This is a genomic window from Tsukamurella ocularis (assembly GCF_965138335.1).
In the GTDB taxonomy this organism is placed as follows: Bacteria; Actinomycetota; Actinomycetes; order Mycobacteriales; family Mycobacteriaceae; genus Tsukamurella; species Tsukamurella ocularis_A.
This window is the reverse complement of record NZ_CBCSDV010000001.1, coordinates 62761-78007: the sequence shown is the minus strand read 5'-3', so window position 1 is coordinate 78007 and position 15247 is coordinate 62761. Positions and strand designations below refer to the sequence as shown.

Genomic DNA, 15247 nt, shown 5'->3' with positions numbered 1-15247 from the left:
GTGCTGCTCGTCGCGAGTCGTCTGGGCGATCGCGGGCGTACTGGTTGGTGCGTGTCGACGGCGATTCCTGTCAGATCGGCATGACGATGTTGGAGACGAAGAGCCGCCGGACCATGTCGACGAAGTCGGACCAGTAGCCGGTGACCAGGGCGAGTCCGACGGCGATCATGAGCACGCCGCCGGCGACCTGGATGCGTCGGCTGTTGCGGCGAAGCCATCCGACGGCCCGCACCGCGGCGGTCGATCCGACGGCGAGTGCGATGAACGGCAGGCCCAGGCCTACGCAGTAGGCCACCACCAGCGCGGCACCGCGTGCCGGCGCTGCGTTGGTGCCCACAATGATCGACATGATCCCCGCCAGGGTGGGACCGATACAGGGAGTCCAGCCGAGCGCGAACACCCCGCCCAGCAGCGGGGCACCGGCAAGCGTGGTCCAGGGTCGTGGCGCAAAACGCACCTCGCGGGCAAGTGCCGGGACCAATCCGATGAACGCCAAGCCCATGATGATGGTGATTCCCCCACCTATCCGCATCAGCGTCTCTGCATTGAGCCGAATCGTCGCCGCCAGACCAAACACCGACATCGTCATCAAGAGGAAGGCCGCTGTGAACCCGCCGACGAACAACGCGGCTGCGCCGAGCACTCTCCACCGACCGGACCGGTCTACCGCCTTTCCGCTGCCGCCGAGCTCTGCGATCGACGTCGCTGGAGCCTCGGCGCCGACCAGCCCCGCGAGGTACGACAAGTAGCCGGGAACAAGGGGCACGATGCACGGCGAGGCGAAGGACACCAACCCGGCGAGCAGGCATGCCCCGATCGCCAGGATCAGCGGACCTGACACGGCGGCGTCGGCAAAGGCTTGTCCCATCAGCCCTCCCCGGCGACGCGGTCCACGGCATCGGTGAGGGTCTTCTCGTCGATCGTCGTCAGGTATGCCGCGGCCACGCGATGCTGCCGATCAAGGACGAAGGTCATCGGCACTACTGTGGTCGGGTACTGCTCACCGAGCGCGAGCAGCGTCTTGCCAGGGGGATCGTAGATCGACGGATAGGTCAGCCCGTGGGAGCGGATGAAGTCCCGCGCCGCATCGTCGCCGGCGGTTTCACGAACGTCGATACCGAGAAACTGCACACCCTTGGACTTGCGCGCCGTGTACACCTTTTCCAGAGCAGGAGCCTCGAGACGACAGGGGGCGCACCAGGAGCCCCAGACGTTGATCACCACGACCTTTCCGGCGTAGTCCGACAGTCGCAGCGTGGCCCCGGGATCAGTGACACTACGTCCGGACAGCTCACCGACGACGCTGCGCCGCTCGGGCGGGTAGAAGTGCCTGGCCTTGCCATCCGGAGCGATGATCCCGCCATCGCGTGCCCGGTCGCTGAGCTGAACGCACCCGCCGAGCAGCATCGCGACCACAAGCACCGCGATCACACCGGCGCACCGGCGCAGACTCGAGCTGCCGCTCGGGGGACGGTCATCATCGCCCAGCGATGCCCGTGTGGACTGTCGTCGCATCCTCACCCCTTCTCGGCGGCTAACGAACCAGCCACCAACTACTAAGTAGCATAGTAGTTGGTGGCTGGTCGGTCGCACTCGCCATCGGGGGCAGCCGCGGAGACGTCGGTCGCGTCAGGTGTACTTGAGGGTGGTCATCATGCCCATCTCCATGTGATAGATGTTGTGGCAGTGCAGGGCCCAGGTTCCGGGGTTGTCCGCGTCGAGGTCGACCTCGACCGAGCCCATGGGCTTGATGAGCACCGTGTCCTTGCGCAGTCCGCCACTGCCGGGGAGGCCCCAGGTGTGGCCGTGGATATGCATGGGGTGGAGCATCATCGTTTCGTTGGTGATCTGCATCCGCAGTCGCTGGCCCTTGCTGACGCGCAGAGGCGTGTCTTCGCCGTGCTTCTTGCCGTTGATGCCCCAGGCGTACGGGTCCATCTGGCCGTTGAGAGTGACCTTGATCGTGGAGTCGGGCTGGGCGTCAGGAAGGCGCGCGGAGTCGGCGGCGGTGAGTTCGGTGGCGCCGAGCAGGACCGGGCCGTCCAGTTCCGCGGGGCGAATGTCGGCGGCGGGTGCGGCGCCGGAGCCTGTGCGCAGGACTGCCAGAGCCTGGCCCTTCTTACCTTCGGCGGCGGCGACTAGCGGAAACGCGCCGTCGCCTGCGGTGACGGTCACGTCGTAGCGTTCCCCCATAGCGACGAAGAGCGCGCGGGCCTGCATGTCGTTGACCCTGTGTCCGTCGGTGTGGGTGACGGTCATCGTGTGACCGCCAAGGGCGACCCGGAAGACGGTGTCGGAGCCGGCGTTGATGATCCGCAGGCGGATGCGTTGTCCGGGCTTGGCGCGGAACTCGGTCGGCGCCGTAGGGATTCGGCCGTTGATGAGGTAGTGCGGGTAGACCACGTCGCCAGCATCGCCCAGCGGAGAGCTTCCCATGCCAGGCATCGAGGAGTGGTCCATGCCACCCATCCCGCCCATTCCGGTCTGCAAAGGTCCGGTCTTGGCTTGGAAGTCGGCAAGGATCTGGTCAGGGTTCTTGCCGATGCCGTCGGTCCAGTCGTCGAGGACGACGATCCACTCGGCGTCGAAGGCGCCTGGTTCATTGGGGTCGTCGATGATGATCGGAGCGTAGAGGGCACGGTCGAGTTGGGCACCGACGTGGGGATGGAAGTAGTGGGTGCCGGCGTCCGGGGCGGTGAACTCGTAGACGAATCGCCCCCCGGGGCGCACAGCATCCTGGGTGACGCCGGGAACGCCGTCAGCTTCGTTACGCAGGCGGATGCCATGCCAGTGGATGGTGGTGTCGGCGGGAAGCTTGTTGTCGAGGGTGACGCGGAGGAAGTCTCCGGCGTTGGCGCGCAGGACCTTGCCGGGGAGGGCGTCGTCGTAGGCCCAGGTACGGGCGGTGATACCGCCGAGGTCTACGGTGGTCTCGCGCGCGGTGAGGGTCGTCTCAACGACCTTCTGTCCGGCCTGGGGTGTGGCCTGTAGTGGCGGTCCTTGCAGCGCACGAGAGGCACCACTCGGCGTGCTGGCGGTCTTGTCGCCACATGCGGCGAGCGCGCCGACGCTGAGCGCGGCGAGACCGCCGAAGAGGGCTGTTCGTCTGGTCACCGGTGTCATGAATTGGTTCCTTGGTTTGACGTCGAGGAAGTCGGGGGCGGCCCTGCTTAGGGGGCAGCGGGGCTGACTGTCGGGCTGCCGTCGCCCATCCCTGGCATACCCGACATACCCGGCATGCTTGTGTGAGGTGTCGGCGATGAAGTCGGGGAGCTGCTCATCGAGTGGCCTGCGGGCATCGACGGTTGGGTTGAGGTGGGGGTAGTGCTGGTGTCGTCGTTCATGTTCATCGTGGACATGTCGTCGCCGCAGGCGGTGACGGCGAGGGCAATAGTGGCGGTGACGGCGGCGGTGGTGATCAGTCGTTTCGGGTTCATCGGTTCGTCTTTCTGGCAGGGATTCTCTGTGGGGTTCGTTGAAGGGGCGGTCGGGGTAGTGGGCTCGAGGCTGTACCGGGTTCCGGTGGTGGGTGTTCTCGCTTGGTGTTGCGGCGTTTGTAGACCGGCAGGGTCAGGGTGAACTGGGCGCCTTGTCCGGGGCCGCGGCTGGTGGCGGTGAGGGATCCGTCGTGGGCCTCGGCGAGCGCGCGGGCGATAGTCAGGCCGATACCGCTGCCGCCGGCGTCGCGGCTGCGAGAGGTGTCGGTGCGGTAGAAGCGGTCGAAGATGTGTGGGAGGTGTTCGCTGGCGATGCCTTCGCCTGTGTCCTCGACGATGATGTCGATGAGGTTGTGGTCGCGGCGGCGGCTGCTGACCGTGACGCTGCCTCCCGGTGGGGTGTGTCGGCGTGCGTTGCTGAGCAGGTTCGCGAGGGTCTGGCCGATGCGGGCACGGTCGGCGTCGACGAGGTCGGTGGTGGTGGGTCCGAGGCCGAGGTGGATACCTACGGCGTCGTAGCCGGGTTGCGCTTCTCGGACCGCGGCGGTGGTGATGTCGTTGACCGCGGTCGGCTCTGCTTCGACGCGTAGTTGTCGTTCGCCGGCGCGGGAGACGGCGTCGATGTCGTCAGCGAGTCGCTTGAGGCGGCCGGTGGCGCTGCGGATGACGCCGTACATTTGCGCGCCCGGCGTGCGGATGCCGTCCTCGGCGGCTTCGATTTGGGCGGTGATGGTGGTGATCGGCGTCCGGAGTTCATGGGCGAGGTCGGAGAGCATCTGCTGGCGGATCTCTTCGGTGGTATCGATTTGCTCGGCGAGTCGGTTGACGCTGCGGGTCAGGTCGCTGAATTCGCGGCCCAGGCGGCTGGGCGGGACGCGAATGGCGTGGTTGCCGGCGGCGATGTTCGCCGTCGAGGTCACCACGGCGCCGATGGAGCGTCGGACGCGGCGGGTGATCAGCCAGCTGACGACCAGTGCGAGGACCACGGAGCTCAACAGGGCGACCGAGACGGATACCACCAGTGAGGAGGCGAACGCCTCCTCGACGTGTTTGGCTTGGGGTGAGGTGGTCGGCAGGCCGGCGTGGGCCATGTGGGTGTGGAACAGGTGCGGTGCGACAGTCCACGCCACCAGCGCGGAGGCCCCAGCGCCAGCGGCGATGACGATGGTCTGGGCGATGAACAGCCTGGTGGTGAACCCCGAACGTGGGCGACGGGTGCGCCGTGCGTCGGATCGGGGCGCGCTCATTGCTTCGACCGGCCGTCACCCATTCGGTAACCGATGCCGCGGATGGTGCGGATGTAACGCCGCTCGGTGGTGGTGTCGCCGAGCTTGCGACGCAGGCTGGCGATGTGGACGTCGACGACGTGTGCATCGCCGACCCAGGTCGGTCCCCAGAGTTCGGCGAGCAGTTGGTCGCGGCTGAACACCATGCCCGGGCGGCGGGAGAGGACGTCGAGAAGGTCGAACTCGGTGCGGGTGAGAGCCGCGGGTCTACCGGCGACGCTCACCTCCCGACCGTTCGGGTCGATTAGCAGATCCCCGATGCGGCGCTCCGCGCCCTGGGGCATGGCGGGCCCGTTGACGGTTCCGGCGCGGGGGCGGCGCAGCATTGCTTCGATTCGGGCGATCAGCTCCCGCGGGCTGAACGGTTTGGTCAGATAGTCGTCCGCCCCGACGGACAGGCCGACCAGAGTGTCGACTTCGTCGGCGCGGGCGGTGACCATGACAACGTAGGCGTCCGAGAAGGTGCGCAGTTGCCGGCACACTTCGACACCGTCGAGCGAGGGCAGCCCGAGGTCGAGGACGACGACATCCGGTGGAGTTCGGTGCGCGGCGGCGACTGCGGCCGCTCCATCGCCGGTGATCTCGACATCGAAACCACTGCGCTGAAGGTAGTCGGCGATGACCTCGGCGAGGTCCGGCTCGTCCTCGACAACCATCGCGCGCAGGCCCAGCTTCGGCCGCGGTTCGGTCACCGCCGTCGGCTTGGGCTCGGCAACAATCGCATCCATGCCTCCATCGTGGCCTGACCGTATGCCCAGGATCGACCCGAGGCGCGGTTCTTGAGCAAATCTTGATCTTGAGCACACGTAACGGCCTGGTTAGGGCACGCACAGTCGAGGGCGATCAGATACCCCTCACCGGACTGATCACCGGTGGCACGTCTTCACCCGGCGGGCCACGGGCACGCCATCTGCCGACTCACGCTGACCGTCCTGGTCCTGCAAGACCGTCGCGCCGGGTGGCGTGCCACACACCTGTGCCGCCCTTTTCCGCTTCCGAAAGGACCCCAGCACGTGAGCACCGAAGTGACCACGGTTCCTGATTCTCGCCCCCCACTGTCATTGCTGCACCCGCCGTTGCCCGCCCGGTCGCTCCTCGACATCGGACCTGTCTCGGAGCGCCCGGCGGCCCTGGTCGGCAACACTCCGGTGATGCGGATCGCCGAACCGTTCGCGCCGGCCGGGCACGGGTTCTGGGCCAAACTCGAGGGGTTCAATCCCGGCGGCATGAAGGACCGCCCTGCCCTGCACATGATCGAACGGGCCAAGGCACGGGGGGATCTCACGACGGGCGCACGGATCGTGGAGTCGACCAGCGGCACGCTCGGGCTCGGCCTGGCGCTCGCGGGCATCGTGCACGATCATCCGGTGACGCTGGTGACCGACCCGGGGCTGGAGCCGATCCTGACGCAGATGCTCGCCGCCTACGGCGCCGAGGTCGACCTGGTGACGGAACCTCATCCGGCGGGCGGATGGCAGCAAGCCCGACGCGACCGGGTCTGTGAGCACCTGGCTGCGGACCCGACCGCGTGGTGCCCGGACCAGTACACCAACCCGGACAACGTCAGCGCCTATCAGCCGCTGGCCCTCGAGCTGCTGACCCAGCTCGGGCACATCGATGTGCTCGTCTGCTCGGTCGGCACCGGCGGACACTCGGCCGGGGTCAGCCGCACCCTGCGGCAGTTCCTGCCGGACCTGCAACTCGTCGGAGTCGACACCATCGGATCGACGATCTTCGGCCAGCCCGCGCACAAGCGACTCATGCGTGGCCTTGGCTCGAGCATCTATCCGGAGAACGTCGACTACTCGGCGTTCTCGGAAGTGCACTGGGTCGCGCCCGAGGAGTCGGTGTGGGCGTGCCGGACCTTGGCATCGACGCACTACGCGACCGGCGGCTGGAGCGTCGGTGCGGTAGCCCAGGTCGCCGGGTGGATCGCCGGCACCCGCTCGCCGGACACGGTCGTTGCTGCGATCTTCCCCGACGGCCCCCAGCGCTACTACGGAACCGTCTACAGCGACGCCTACTGCCACGCCAACAACATCGACCCGACGCTCGCACCACCGTTGGCGCCGATCACCATCGCCGACCCAGCCAGGACCGTGGTCACCCGCTGGTCCCGCACCACCAACGTCCGCAACCCGCTGACCGTCGTATGAGGGGGCCCATCGCCACGTTCCGGACCTTCGACCGGCCCAGCCAGGTGTTGATGGTCAACCAATTCACCATCAACCTGGGCTTCTACATGCTCATGCCCTACCTAGCCGGATACCTCGCTGGCCCCGTCGGGCTCGCCGGCTGGGCGATCGGGTTGGTGCTGGGAATTCGGAACTTCTCCCAGCAAGGGATGTTCCTCATCGGCGGCACCCTCGCCGACCGACTCGGCTTCAAGCCGCTCATCGTCGCCGGGTGCCTACTGCGGACCATCGGGTTCGTACTGCTGGCGACGGTCGAATCGCTGCCTGCACTGCTAATCGCATCCGTAGCTACCGGATTCGCCGGGGCACTGTTCAACCCCGCGGTGCGCGCGTACCTGGCCGCTGACGCCGGAGACCGGCGCATCGAAGCCTTCGCGATCTTCAACATCTTCTACCAGGGCGGCATCCTGATCGGCCCGCTGGTCGGGGTAGCGTTGATGGCCTTCGACTTCCAGGTGACATCGGCGGTCGCCGCTGGGGTCTTCGGCGTGCTGACCGTCGCGCAGATCCTGGCTCTGCCACGCGATCGGCGCGACCGCAGAGCCACAGCCGAGCCGCGGCCGTCGGTGCTTGCCGACTGGCGGACCGTGGCCAGCAACCGGCGGTTCGTGCTGTTCTCGTGCGCGATGATCGGCTCCTACGTGCTCTCTTTCCAGGTCTATCTAGCGCTGCCACTGCACGCGGCGTCGATCACCAGCAGCGAGCAAGCGTCGACCTACCTTGTGGCGGCCGTATTCGTGGTAACCGGTGTGATCGCCGTGGCCGGGCAGCTGCGGATCACCGCTTGGTTCCGGAGCCGGTTCGGGCCCACCCGCAGCCTCAGCCTCGGGATGGCGCTCATGACGGTGGCGTTCGTGCCGCTACTAGCAGTGCCGACCGCAACGCTGACCGGGCAGGTCGCCGCCATCGCGGCGCTGTTGCTGGCGGCAGCGGGCCTGGCGATAGCCACGGCGACCGTCTTCCCATTCGAGATGGACACGGTCGTCAGCCTCTCCGGCAATCGACTCGTCGCTACCCACTACGGGCTCTACAACACGGTGGTCGGCGTGGGGATCCTGGCCGGCAACCTCGGCACCGGGGCGCTCATGTCATTGGGGGACCGGCTCGGGTTCCCGGCGCTGATCTGGCTGGTGCTCATCATCGTCGGTTCCGGCGCGGCACTCGCGTTGCGGGCGCTCCATCGAGCCGGCGCACTGAGTGTGCCCGATCCCGCGGCCCGCGAAGCGGACGTGGCCGCTGCGGCGGGAATGCATCGTCGGTGACCTGCTGTCAGGAGTCTGTGCTGCGGTGTTCCGATACGCAGGGCCCCGGTCCCTCCGCGGTGGAGGGCCGGGGCCGGGGCCGGGGCGACGTTAGTTGGCGACGCTGGTGAAGCCACGCAGCCGCAGGCTGTTGCCGACGACGAAGACGCTGGAGAAGGCCATCGCGGCCCCGGCCAGCATCGGGTTGAGCATGCCCGCCGCAGCGACCGGTATCGCAGCGGTGTTGTAGGCGAATGCCCAGAACAGGTTCGTCTTGATCGTGCTCAGCGTTTTGCGAGAGAGCCTGATCGCGTCAACGGCGCTGCGCAGGTCGCCGCGCACCAGCGTGATGTCAGAGGCTTCGATCGCGACGTCGGTGCCGGTTCCCATTGCCAGGCCCAGGTCGGCCTGGGCCAGCGCAGGTGCGTCGTTGACGCCGTCGCCGACCATGGCGACGACCTTGCCCTGATCCTGCAGGCGCTTGACCACCGACACCTTGTCCTGCGGCATCACCTCGGAGATGACCTCGTCGATGCCGACTTCAGCCGCGATTCGTTGTGCGACGGCGGCGTTGTCACCGGTGAGCAGCACCGGCTTCAGGCCCAGGGCCCGCAGTTCGCTGATGGCCTGGGCGCTGGTCGGCTTGACCGCGTCGGCGACAACGAGGATGCCCTTCGCCTGACCGTCCCAGCCAACCGCCACGACGGTCTTACCGTCCGATTCGGCGTCCCGTTTCGCGGCCGCCGTCCGAGGGGACAGTTCGAGTGCCCAGTCAGCCAGGAAACTCTCGCGGCCCACGATCACGGCATGCCCGTCGACCACGCCCTGCACCCCTTGTCCTTCGACGTTGGCGAAACCTTCCGGTGTGGGCAGTTCTCCGCCACTGTCGCGAGCCGCGGCGGCAATGGCCTGGGCGATCGGATGCTCGGAGGCGTTCTCCAATGCACCGGCTAGCCGTAGCAGTTCGTCAGAGTCGGTGCCGTCCTCTGCAATCACCTCGGCCAGCGTCATCTTGCCGGTCGTGACCGTTCCGGTCTTGTCGAGCACGATGGTGTCGACTTTGCGGGTGGACTCGAGCACTTCCGGGCCCTTGATCAGTACACCCATCTGGGCTCCACGACCCGTTCCCACGAGAAGCGCTGTCGGCGTGGCCAGTCCAAGTGCACACGGGCAGGCGATCACGAGCACGGCGACCGCGGCAGTGAACGCGGCCGCGACGGGGAAGCCAGCACCGAGCCACGCGCCGAGGGTGGCGAACGCGATCGCGATGACGATCGGCACGAACACACCCGAGATCCGGTCCGCGAGCCGTTGCACCTCGGCCTTCCCCGTCTGCGCGTCCTCGACGAGCTTGGCCATCTGCGCGAGCTGCGTATCCGCTCCGACCCGGGTGGCGCGCACCTCAAGCCGTCCTCCGGAATTGACCGTCGCTCCGGTCACCGTGTCCCCAACGGAGACCTCGACCGGGACGGACTCGCCGGTCAGCATCGACGCATCGATGGCCGAGGATCCGGACGTGACCACCCCGTCGGTGGCGACCTTCTCCCCCGGTCGGACCACGAAGGTGTCGCCGACGGCCAGCTCGGCGACCGGGATCCGAACCTCCGCGCCGTCACGCAGCACTGCCACGTCCTTGACGCCGAGCTCGAGGAGCGCGCGCAATGCTGCTCCGGCCTGCCGCTTGGACCTCTTCTCGAAGTAGCGGCCGGCGAGCACGAACACCGTGACCCCTGCGCCGACCTCGAGGTAGATGTTGCCTGCTCCGTCCGACGGAGCGATCGAGAACTCGAACCCGTGTGTCATCCCGGGCGTGCCGGCGGTGCCGAGGAACAACGCGTACAGCGACCACAGGAACGCTGTTAGGGTGCCCATCGAGATGAGGGTGTCCATGGTGGCGGTTCCGTGTTTGAGGTTCATCCACGCCGCCCGATGGAACGGATAGGCACCCCAGACGATCACTGGCGCAGCGAGCGTGAGCGATGCCCACTGCCAATAGGTGAACTGTAGGGCCGGTGCCATCGCCATCGCGACTACCGGCACCGCCAGCACAGCCGAGCCGATCAGCCGCTGCCTCAGGGACGTCAGCTCCGGGTCCATGTCCTCGCCGGCAACCCCAGCACCAGGTCCTCCAGCCCCCGGCGTCGAGGACCGCGGGAGAGTCGCCGAGTAGCCGGTCTTTGCCACCTCGTCGATCAGCGCCTGCGCATCGAAACCCTCGGGGACGTGCACCTTCGCCTTCTCCGTGGCGTAGTTCACCGTGGCCTCGACCCCATCGAGCCCGTTGAGTTTGCGCTCGATCCGGTTCGCGCACGAGGCGCACGTCATCCCGCCGATGTCCAGCTCGACACTACGGCCGCCCGACGGCGCTGACACACTCATCATTTTCCTCGATCCGTACTTGCGGTCTATCGCCAGGCCTGTGGCCCGCGCTGCTTCATTGCGTCACTGCTGGTGGCCGCCACCGTGCGGGGCGCCCGGTTCACTCGCCGGCACGGCGGGCGATCCACCGGGGGCACGGTGCTCCCACCGCGCGACCGCCGAGTCGGGTACTGCCACCCCACCGATCACATACGCGCTGGCGAAGACACCGGTCACCGCAACCACGTAGACGATCAGCCTGCGCATGGCACTCATGGATTGCGCACTGCCGAGTAGCCAGCCTCTTCCACCGCGGCGAGAACCCGCTCGTCGGTCACCTGCTGCGCTCCCGTGACACGCAGCCGACCCGTCTGCGCGCTGACCTCGATGGACTCGACACCGGGGATAAGGCTGACCTCCTCACGGATGGACATTTCGCAGTGGCCGCAGGTCATGCCTGTCACCTGGTATTCGCTGGTCGTCATCGCCTTCTCCTACCCAGTTCAGATACCCCCTGTGGGTATCTCCAAATCATGCTTAACATACCCCAGGCGGGTATGTCTAGGCCCTCCTGTCGCGGCGAGTGCGCCGGAGCGGTGGTCGCGCGGCCGATCCCGAGCAACCCTTGCGGTCAATACCCCGCCGGGGTATATATTCGGGGTACCCGGCTGGGGTACCCGGCTGGGGTACCCGTTCAGGTGAATGTGAGACGGTCGGGGGGCCTGAGATGAAGGAGTTCGACGATGACCGACAATGCACACCGACAGTCTTGCTGTGGGCACACCGGCCCCGGCGAGCAGTCGCTCGAGCTGACCCGCAGCGCCCGGCAGGCGGGCACAGGCGGTACCGACACGGCGGAGTGCCCCGTCATGACCGGCACGGTGGTGGACAAGTCTGCCGCTGTCAGCAAGGGCCTCTACCGCGACTTCGAGGGCACGCGGTACTACCTGTGCTGCGCCGGGTGCGGGCCTCGGTTCGACGCCGACCCACACAAGTACGTTACGGCGGCCTCGGCGTGAGCACCGATATCCCCGCGGTTGCGGTCGAGCGGGCCGAGTGCTGTGCGGCGCAGCACGGGTATTTGACCGATAAGTCGCGCTATCTGATGCGGGCGAAGCGGATCGAGGGACAGGTGCGTGGCATTGAGCGGATGATCGATGAGGACCAGTATTGCATCGACATCCTGACCCAGATCAGTGCCGCGACGAGCGCCCTGCAAGGGCTCGCCTTGGCGTTGCTGGATGACCACATGCGGCACTGCGTCGTCCAGGCCGCCCGCTCAGACCAGCAGGAACTCGACACCAAGCTGAACGAAGCGACTGCCGCGATCACCCGTCTCGTCCGATCATGAGTCCACCCGGGGTGTCGTCCCGGTGGCTGTCGTTTCCGCGAAGGAGCACGTTATGGAGCACGGTTCGCATACCGATCACACAGGACACGCCGGTCACGGCGTTGGGCCCGAAGTGCCACAGGGGCTGCAGGTCGCCGCTCGAGGCTATCGCTTCGAACCGGCGATCCAGATCGTCGACGCCGGGACCGTGGAACTTCGCTTTGTGATCCTCGGGCCCGACGGCGAGCCGCTAGTCACCTTCGAGGAACGTCACGACAAGCAGTTGCACTTGATCGTTGTGAGCCGCGACACCAGCGTCTTTCACCACGTCCATCCGTCGATGGACAGTGCCGGGTCCTGGACTGTGCAGCTGGCGCTCACGCCGGGAGTGTGGCGGGTCTTGGCCGATTTCGTGCCGCAGGGCGCGCCGGACGGGCTCACGCTCGGTGCCGACCTGTTCGTGCCGGGCGGGTTCCATCCTCGGCCCTTGCCTGAGTTGAGAAGGGCCTGGACCGGCGGCGACTACACCGTCACGCTCGAGGGCGATCTCGTTGCCGCCCAAGCCGGGGAGCTGCAGGCCGTCGTCACCTGGAATGGCGTCCCGGTGACCGATCTGCAGCCCTATCTTGCTGCGTACGGCCACCTGGTGGCGTTGCGGGCCGGTGACCTCGCTTACCTGCATATCCATCCCGAGGGGAGCCCGTCGGACCCGCAGACGCCTGCAGGTCCCCGGATCCGGTTCCACGCGGTCGCTCCCTCCGTGGGAACCTACCGGCTGTTCCTGGATTTCCGACATCAGGACACCGTCCGGACCGCGGACTTCACCCTCGTTGCCACCGGAGGCACCACCGGTGCAGTCACTGGCGGTGCGAGCGCGCACCACCATCAGTAGCGCTGATTCAGGCAGTACTAGGTTTTCCGGAGCCCGGGGTGGCGTGCGCTGCGGGCCCTGTTCGATCGACGTCGTCGCCAACTAGTTGGGAGCCATCGTGGGGCCTTTTTCTCATCGCGATTTCCGCCTGTTGTTCAGTGCGCAGATCGTTGCGCTGCTCGGCACCGGGCTAGCGACGGTCGCCCTCGGGCTGCTCGCCTACGACATCGCTGGCTCGTCCGCAGCGGTCGTCCTGGGAACGGCGCTGACGATCAAGATGGTTCTCTATGTCGTTATCGCACCGGTGGCGGCGGCGTACGTCGACCGGCTGCCGCGACGCGCGTTCCTGATTGCGCTGGACCTGTTCCGTGCGGCGATCGTGCTGGCGTTGCCGTTCGTCACTGAGGTCTGGCAGATCTACGTGCTCATCGGATCACTGCAGGCGGCGTCGGCCGCGTTCACGCCTACGTTCCAAGCCGTGATCCCCGACATCATCACCGATGAGCGCGAGTACACCACTGCGTTGTCGGCCTCGCAAGTTGCCTACACGATGGAGAGTCTGGTCAGCCCGGTCGTGGCGGCGCTGGCGTTGCTGGTGATCGAGTTCAATGTGCTCTTCGTCGGTACCGCGATCGGGTTCGTCCTGTCCGCGGTGCTGGTGCTGCAAGCCAAGGTACCCAACGCGAAACCGTCGGGCGCCACGCGGCCAACGGACCGGATCTTCGCCGGTCTGCGGATTTTCACAGGTACCGCCAGCCTGCGAGGAGTCATCGCGGTCAATTTCGCTGTCGCCGCGGCCGGTTCGATCGTGGTGGTGAACACCGTCAACTACGTCCGTGACCGACTGAGCGGGTCCGAGTCCGACGTCGCGTGGATGATGGCGGCGTCCGGCGGTGGGACCCTAGCTGTGGCACTAGCGGTACCACGCTTGCTCGACCGGGTGACCGCCCGCGCCGTGATGCTCACCGGAGCGGGCCTGCTCACCGCCGCGGCTACTGCGGCGGTTGCCATGGCTGCGGTGGACCGGCCGAGCTGGGCGGTGACCGCGGCGATCTGGCTGGCGAGCGGTGCCGGCTCAGCGCTGGCTATCACCCCGACCGGAAAGGTGCTGCGGTCTGCTGTGGCGCCGGCAAACGTTGCTTCCGTGTTCGCGGCGCAGTTCTCGCTCTCGCACCTCGCTTGGCTCATTGCCTACCCGATCGCGGGTTGGGGGGCCACACGATTCGGTCTCGTACCCGCGTGGGGTGTACTCGCGCTGATCGCCGCCGCCGGTGCGATCGCCGCGCCGCTGCTCTGGCGGCGCGGTGCCCTGCCCGCTGGCACGCAGGTACCGGCCCCCGCGGAGGAAGGCGGCGCGGTCCCACCCGATCAGGCATGGCGTCACGCTGCGGCCGCCGACGGGACCCTGACCGAGTGCCAGTGTACATGCACACAAGCCGCGTAACGCCCAGGCGACGAAATTCCAGCACCTGCGCCGTCCCATCGCGGCCGCCTCGTCTATGGCAGGCAACCAATCCTGATCCGTACAAGCTGGCCGCCCCGCTCACCACCGTCCGGTGGGTGGATACTGACGCTATGGCGACAAGCGACGAGGCTGCGCAGTTCGTTTCAGGCAATGCCGGCTGGCCCAGATCCTGTCCGATCCGGAGCGCCGGACGCGCGTAGACGCCATCACCACAGAGATGGCCTTGCTCGACCGTCAATACCGCGCGGCTGTACGGCTCCTCGACGGCGCGCTAGCCGCGAAGACCACCACTGGCGAGTCCCCCAAGGTTCGAACAAGGCAGTGCAGGCCAAAGAGCAGGACGACGCCGCAGGCGGCCGCCACAACCGCGTCATCCGCACCGCGCCCCACGCTCTCGGGCGGGTGGTCCTCCGGTGCCAATACCGGCGCCTATACGCGGAACTGCGGTGGACCGATGCGACGAAGCAGCACGCCGAGTACCTCGGCGAGATGACCTGGCAGAGCCGCGCCGACAACCTCGCCGCCGCCTGGAGCGCAGCACACGCCCGCGGTCTCACCGTGAAGGTCCTCGAGGAAGGGTCCGCCGAAACCGGTACCAGGTAACCGCTCCGGTGCCACGCCCCTACTGCAGCCAGCGGGCGCCGTCCTCGGATGCACGTGCCAGGACGGTGTCCAGGCGGCGGGGATCACGCGGGCCGCGGGTGAGGTAGGTGATCGCCGTCTGGTCATCGAGGTCCGCCGACGGCGCGCACATCCAGCACGCCGCCGTCCACGGCTCGGCGGCGCGCCGCAGGGCCTGCCAGACGGTCAGCAGCCGCTCATCCACCCAGCGACCGTCGGGGAACTGCCACGCAGGGAACACCGGTGTGCCGCCGGCCAGCGGCACCCAGATCACCTGCTCCGCGGCGACCATCCGCGCCAGGTCATCGCCATCTAGACCGAGGTACCCGGTGACACCATCGGCGTCGTAGAAGGGACCGACGAGCTCGTCGAGTATCGCTGCCGCAGCGGCGCCGGCGCTCGTCTCGTCCACGCAAGGTGATGATCCGCGCGGCCGGTGCACT

15 protein-coding genes are annotated in these 15247 nt (G+C 67.4%); 7 read left to right on the top strand and 8 right to left on the bottom strand.

Going from position 1 to position 15247, the window contains the following annotated elements; genetic code table 11:
- Nucleotides 1–70: 70 nt before the first annotated feature.
- The 5 genes from ACNAYW_RS00410 to ACNAYW_RS00390 all read right to left on the bottom strand — a co-directional run bounded on the left by ACNAYW_RS00410 (nt 71) and on the right by ACNAYW_RS00390 (nt 5451).
- Nucleotides 71–868 carry a cytochrome c biogenesis CcdA family protein gene (locus tag ACNAYW_RS00410; protein ID WP_019201632.1) on the bottom strand — a complete coding sequence of 266 codons (798 nt, stop codon included), beginning with the start codon at nt 866–868 and terminating at the stop codon, nt 71–73.
- Entirely contained in the window at nt 868–1431 is a 564-nt protein-coding gene (locus ACNAYW_RS00405; protein ID WP_019201631.1) for a TlpA disulfide reductase family protein, read from the bottom strand. Before ACNAYW_RS00405 ends, ACNAYW_RS00410 begins: the two co-directional genes overlap by 1 nt.
- Nucleotides 1432–1629: 198 nt before the next feature.
- The gene (locus tag ACNAYW_RS00400; RefSeq protein WP_019201630.1) at nt 1630–3123 is read right to left on the bottom strand and encodes a multicopper oxidase family protein; all 1494 of its coding nucleotides are present in this window, start codon (nt 3121–3123) and stop codon (nt 1630–1632) included.
- A 310-nt stretch (nt 3124–3433) separates the two neighbouring features.
- Nucleotides 3434–4684: a sensor histidine kinase gene (locus tag ACNAYW_RS00395; protein WP_019201628.1), complete on the bottom strand. Its 1251-nt coding sequence runs from the start codon at nt 4682–4684 to the stop codon at nt 3434–3436.
- A complete protein-coding gene (locus tag ACNAYW_RS00390; protein WP_051158842.1) occupies nt 4681–5451 on the bottom strand; it encodes a response regulator transcription factor in 771 nt (256 codons plus the stop codon). Before ACNAYW_RS00390 ends, ACNAYW_RS00395 begins: the two co-directional genes overlap by 4 nt.
- A gap of 348 nt (nt 5452–5799) precedes the next feature.
- Here ACNAYW_RS00390 and ACNAYW_RS00385 point away from each other — a divergent pair, with 348 nt between their 5' ends.
- Together ACNAYW_RS00385 and ACNAYW_RS00380 are read left to right on the top strand one after the other, a co-directional pair.
- Nucleotides 5800–6879: a PLP-dependent cysteine synthase family protein gene (locus ACNAYW_RS00385; protein WP_051158972.1), complete on the top strand. Its 1080-nt coding sequence runs from the start codon at nt 5800–5802 to the stop codon at nt 6877–6879.
- An 8-nt stretch (nt 6880–6887) separates the two neighbouring features.
- Complete coding sequence (locus ACNAYW_RS00380; RefSeq protein ID WP_175546284.1) at nt 6888–8180, top strand: MFS transporter; 1293 nt, start codon at nt 6888–6890, stop codon at nt 8178–8180.
- A gap of 90 nt (nt 8181–8270) precedes the next feature.
- On the opposite strand, the gene ACNAYW_RS00375 is transcribed toward ACNAYW_RS00380, so the two are convergent.
- On the bottom strand, nt 8271–10532 hold the full coding sequence (locus ACNAYW_RS00375; RefSeq protein WP_371190617.1) for a heavy metal translocating P-type ATPase: 2262 nt from the start codon (nt 10530–10532) through the stop codon (nt 8271–8273).
- Between the two features lie 257 nt (nt 10533–10789).
- On the bottom strand, nt 10790–11002 hold the full coding sequence (locus ACNAYW_RS00370; protein ID WP_019201623.1) for a heavy-metal-associated domain-containing protein: 213 nt from the start codon (nt 11000–11002) through the stop codon (nt 10790–10792).
- A gap of 258 nt (nt 11003–11260) precedes the next feature.
- On the opposite strand from ACNAYW_RS00370, the gene ACNAYW_RS00365 reads away from it, so the two are divergent.
- The 5 genes from ACNAYW_RS00365 to ACNAYW_RS00345 all read left to right on the top strand — a co-directional run bounded on the left by ACNAYW_RS00365 (nt 11261) and on the right by ACNAYW_RS00345 (nt 14786).
- A complete protein-coding gene (locus ACNAYW_RS00365) occupies nt 11261–11536 on the top strand; it encodes a YHS domain-containing protein (RefSeq protein ID WP_019201622.1) in 276 nt (91 codons plus the stop codon).
- Nucleotides 11533–11868, top strand: coding sequence for a metal-sensitive transcriptional regulator (locus ACNAYW_RS00360; RefSeq protein WP_019201621.1), 336 nt, complete (start codon nt 11533–11535; stop codon nt 11866–11868). Before ACNAYW_RS00365 ends, ACNAYW_RS00360 begins: the two co-directional genes overlap by 4 nt.
- Nucleotides 11869–11920: 52 nt before the next feature.
- Complete coding sequence (locus tag ACNAYW_RS00355; protein WP_040765953.1) at nt 11921–12739, top strand: hypothetical protein; 819 nt, start codon at nt 11921–11923, stop codon at nt 12737–12739.
- A gap of 85 nt (nt 12740–12824) precedes the next feature.
- On the top strand, nt 12825–14162 hold the full coding sequence (locus ACNAYW_RS00350; RefSeq protein ID WP_223120329.1) for an MFS transporter: 1338 nt from the start codon (nt 12825–12827) through the stop codon (nt 14160–14162).
- A 342-nt stretch (nt 14163–14504) separates the two neighbouring features.
- The gene (locus ACNAYW_RS00345; protein WP_415847801.1) at nt 14505–14786 is read left to right on the top strand and encodes a hypothetical protein; all 282 of its coding nucleotides are present in this window, start codon (nt 14505–14507) and stop codon (nt 14784–14786) included.
- Between the two features lie 19 nt (nt 14787–14805).
- On the opposite strand, the gene ACNAYW_RS00340 is transcribed toward ACNAYW_RS00345, so the two are convergent.
- Nucleotides 14806–15216, bottom strand: a complete 411-nt coding sequence (locus ACNAYW_RS00340; RefSeq protein WP_019201617.1) for a hypothetical protein — start codon at nt 15214–15216, stop codon at nt 14806–14808.
- Between the last annotated feature and the right edge of the window lie 31 nt (nt 15217–15247).

What these genes read in the sequence shown, in the direction of transcription:
- ACNAYW_RS00410 (WP_019201632.1), bottom strand. Translation starts at nt 868, where the DNA reads ATGGGACAAGCCTTTGCCGACGCCGCCGTGTCAGGTCCGCTGATCCTG.
- ACNAYW_RS00395 (WP_019201628.1), bottom strand. Translation starts at nt 4,684, where the DNA reads ATGAGCGCGCCCCGATCCGACGCACGGCGCACCCGTCGCCCACGTTCG.
- ACNAYW_RS00370 (WP_019201623.1), bottom strand. Translation starts at nt 11,002, where the DNA reads ATGACGACCAGCGAATACCAGGTGACAGGCATGACCTGCGGCCACTGC.
- ACNAYW_RS00355 (WP_040765953.1), top strand. Translation starts at nt 11,921, where the DNA reads ATGGAGCACGGTTCGCATACCGATCACACAGGACACGCCGGTCACGGC.
- ACNAYW_RS00390 (WP_051158842.1), bottom strand. Translation starts at nt 5,451, where the DNA reads ATGGATGCGATTGTTGCCGAGCCCAAGCCGACGGCGGTGACCGAACCG.
- ACNAYW_RS00400 (WP_019201630.1), bottom strand. Translation starts at nt 3,123, where the DNA reads ATGACACCGGTGACCAGACGAACAGCCCTCTTCGGCGGTCTCGCCGCG.
- ACNAYW_RS00365 (WP_019201622.1), top strand. Translation starts at nt 11,261, where the DNA reads ATGACCGACAATGCACACCGACAGTCTTGCTGTGGGCACACCGGCCCC.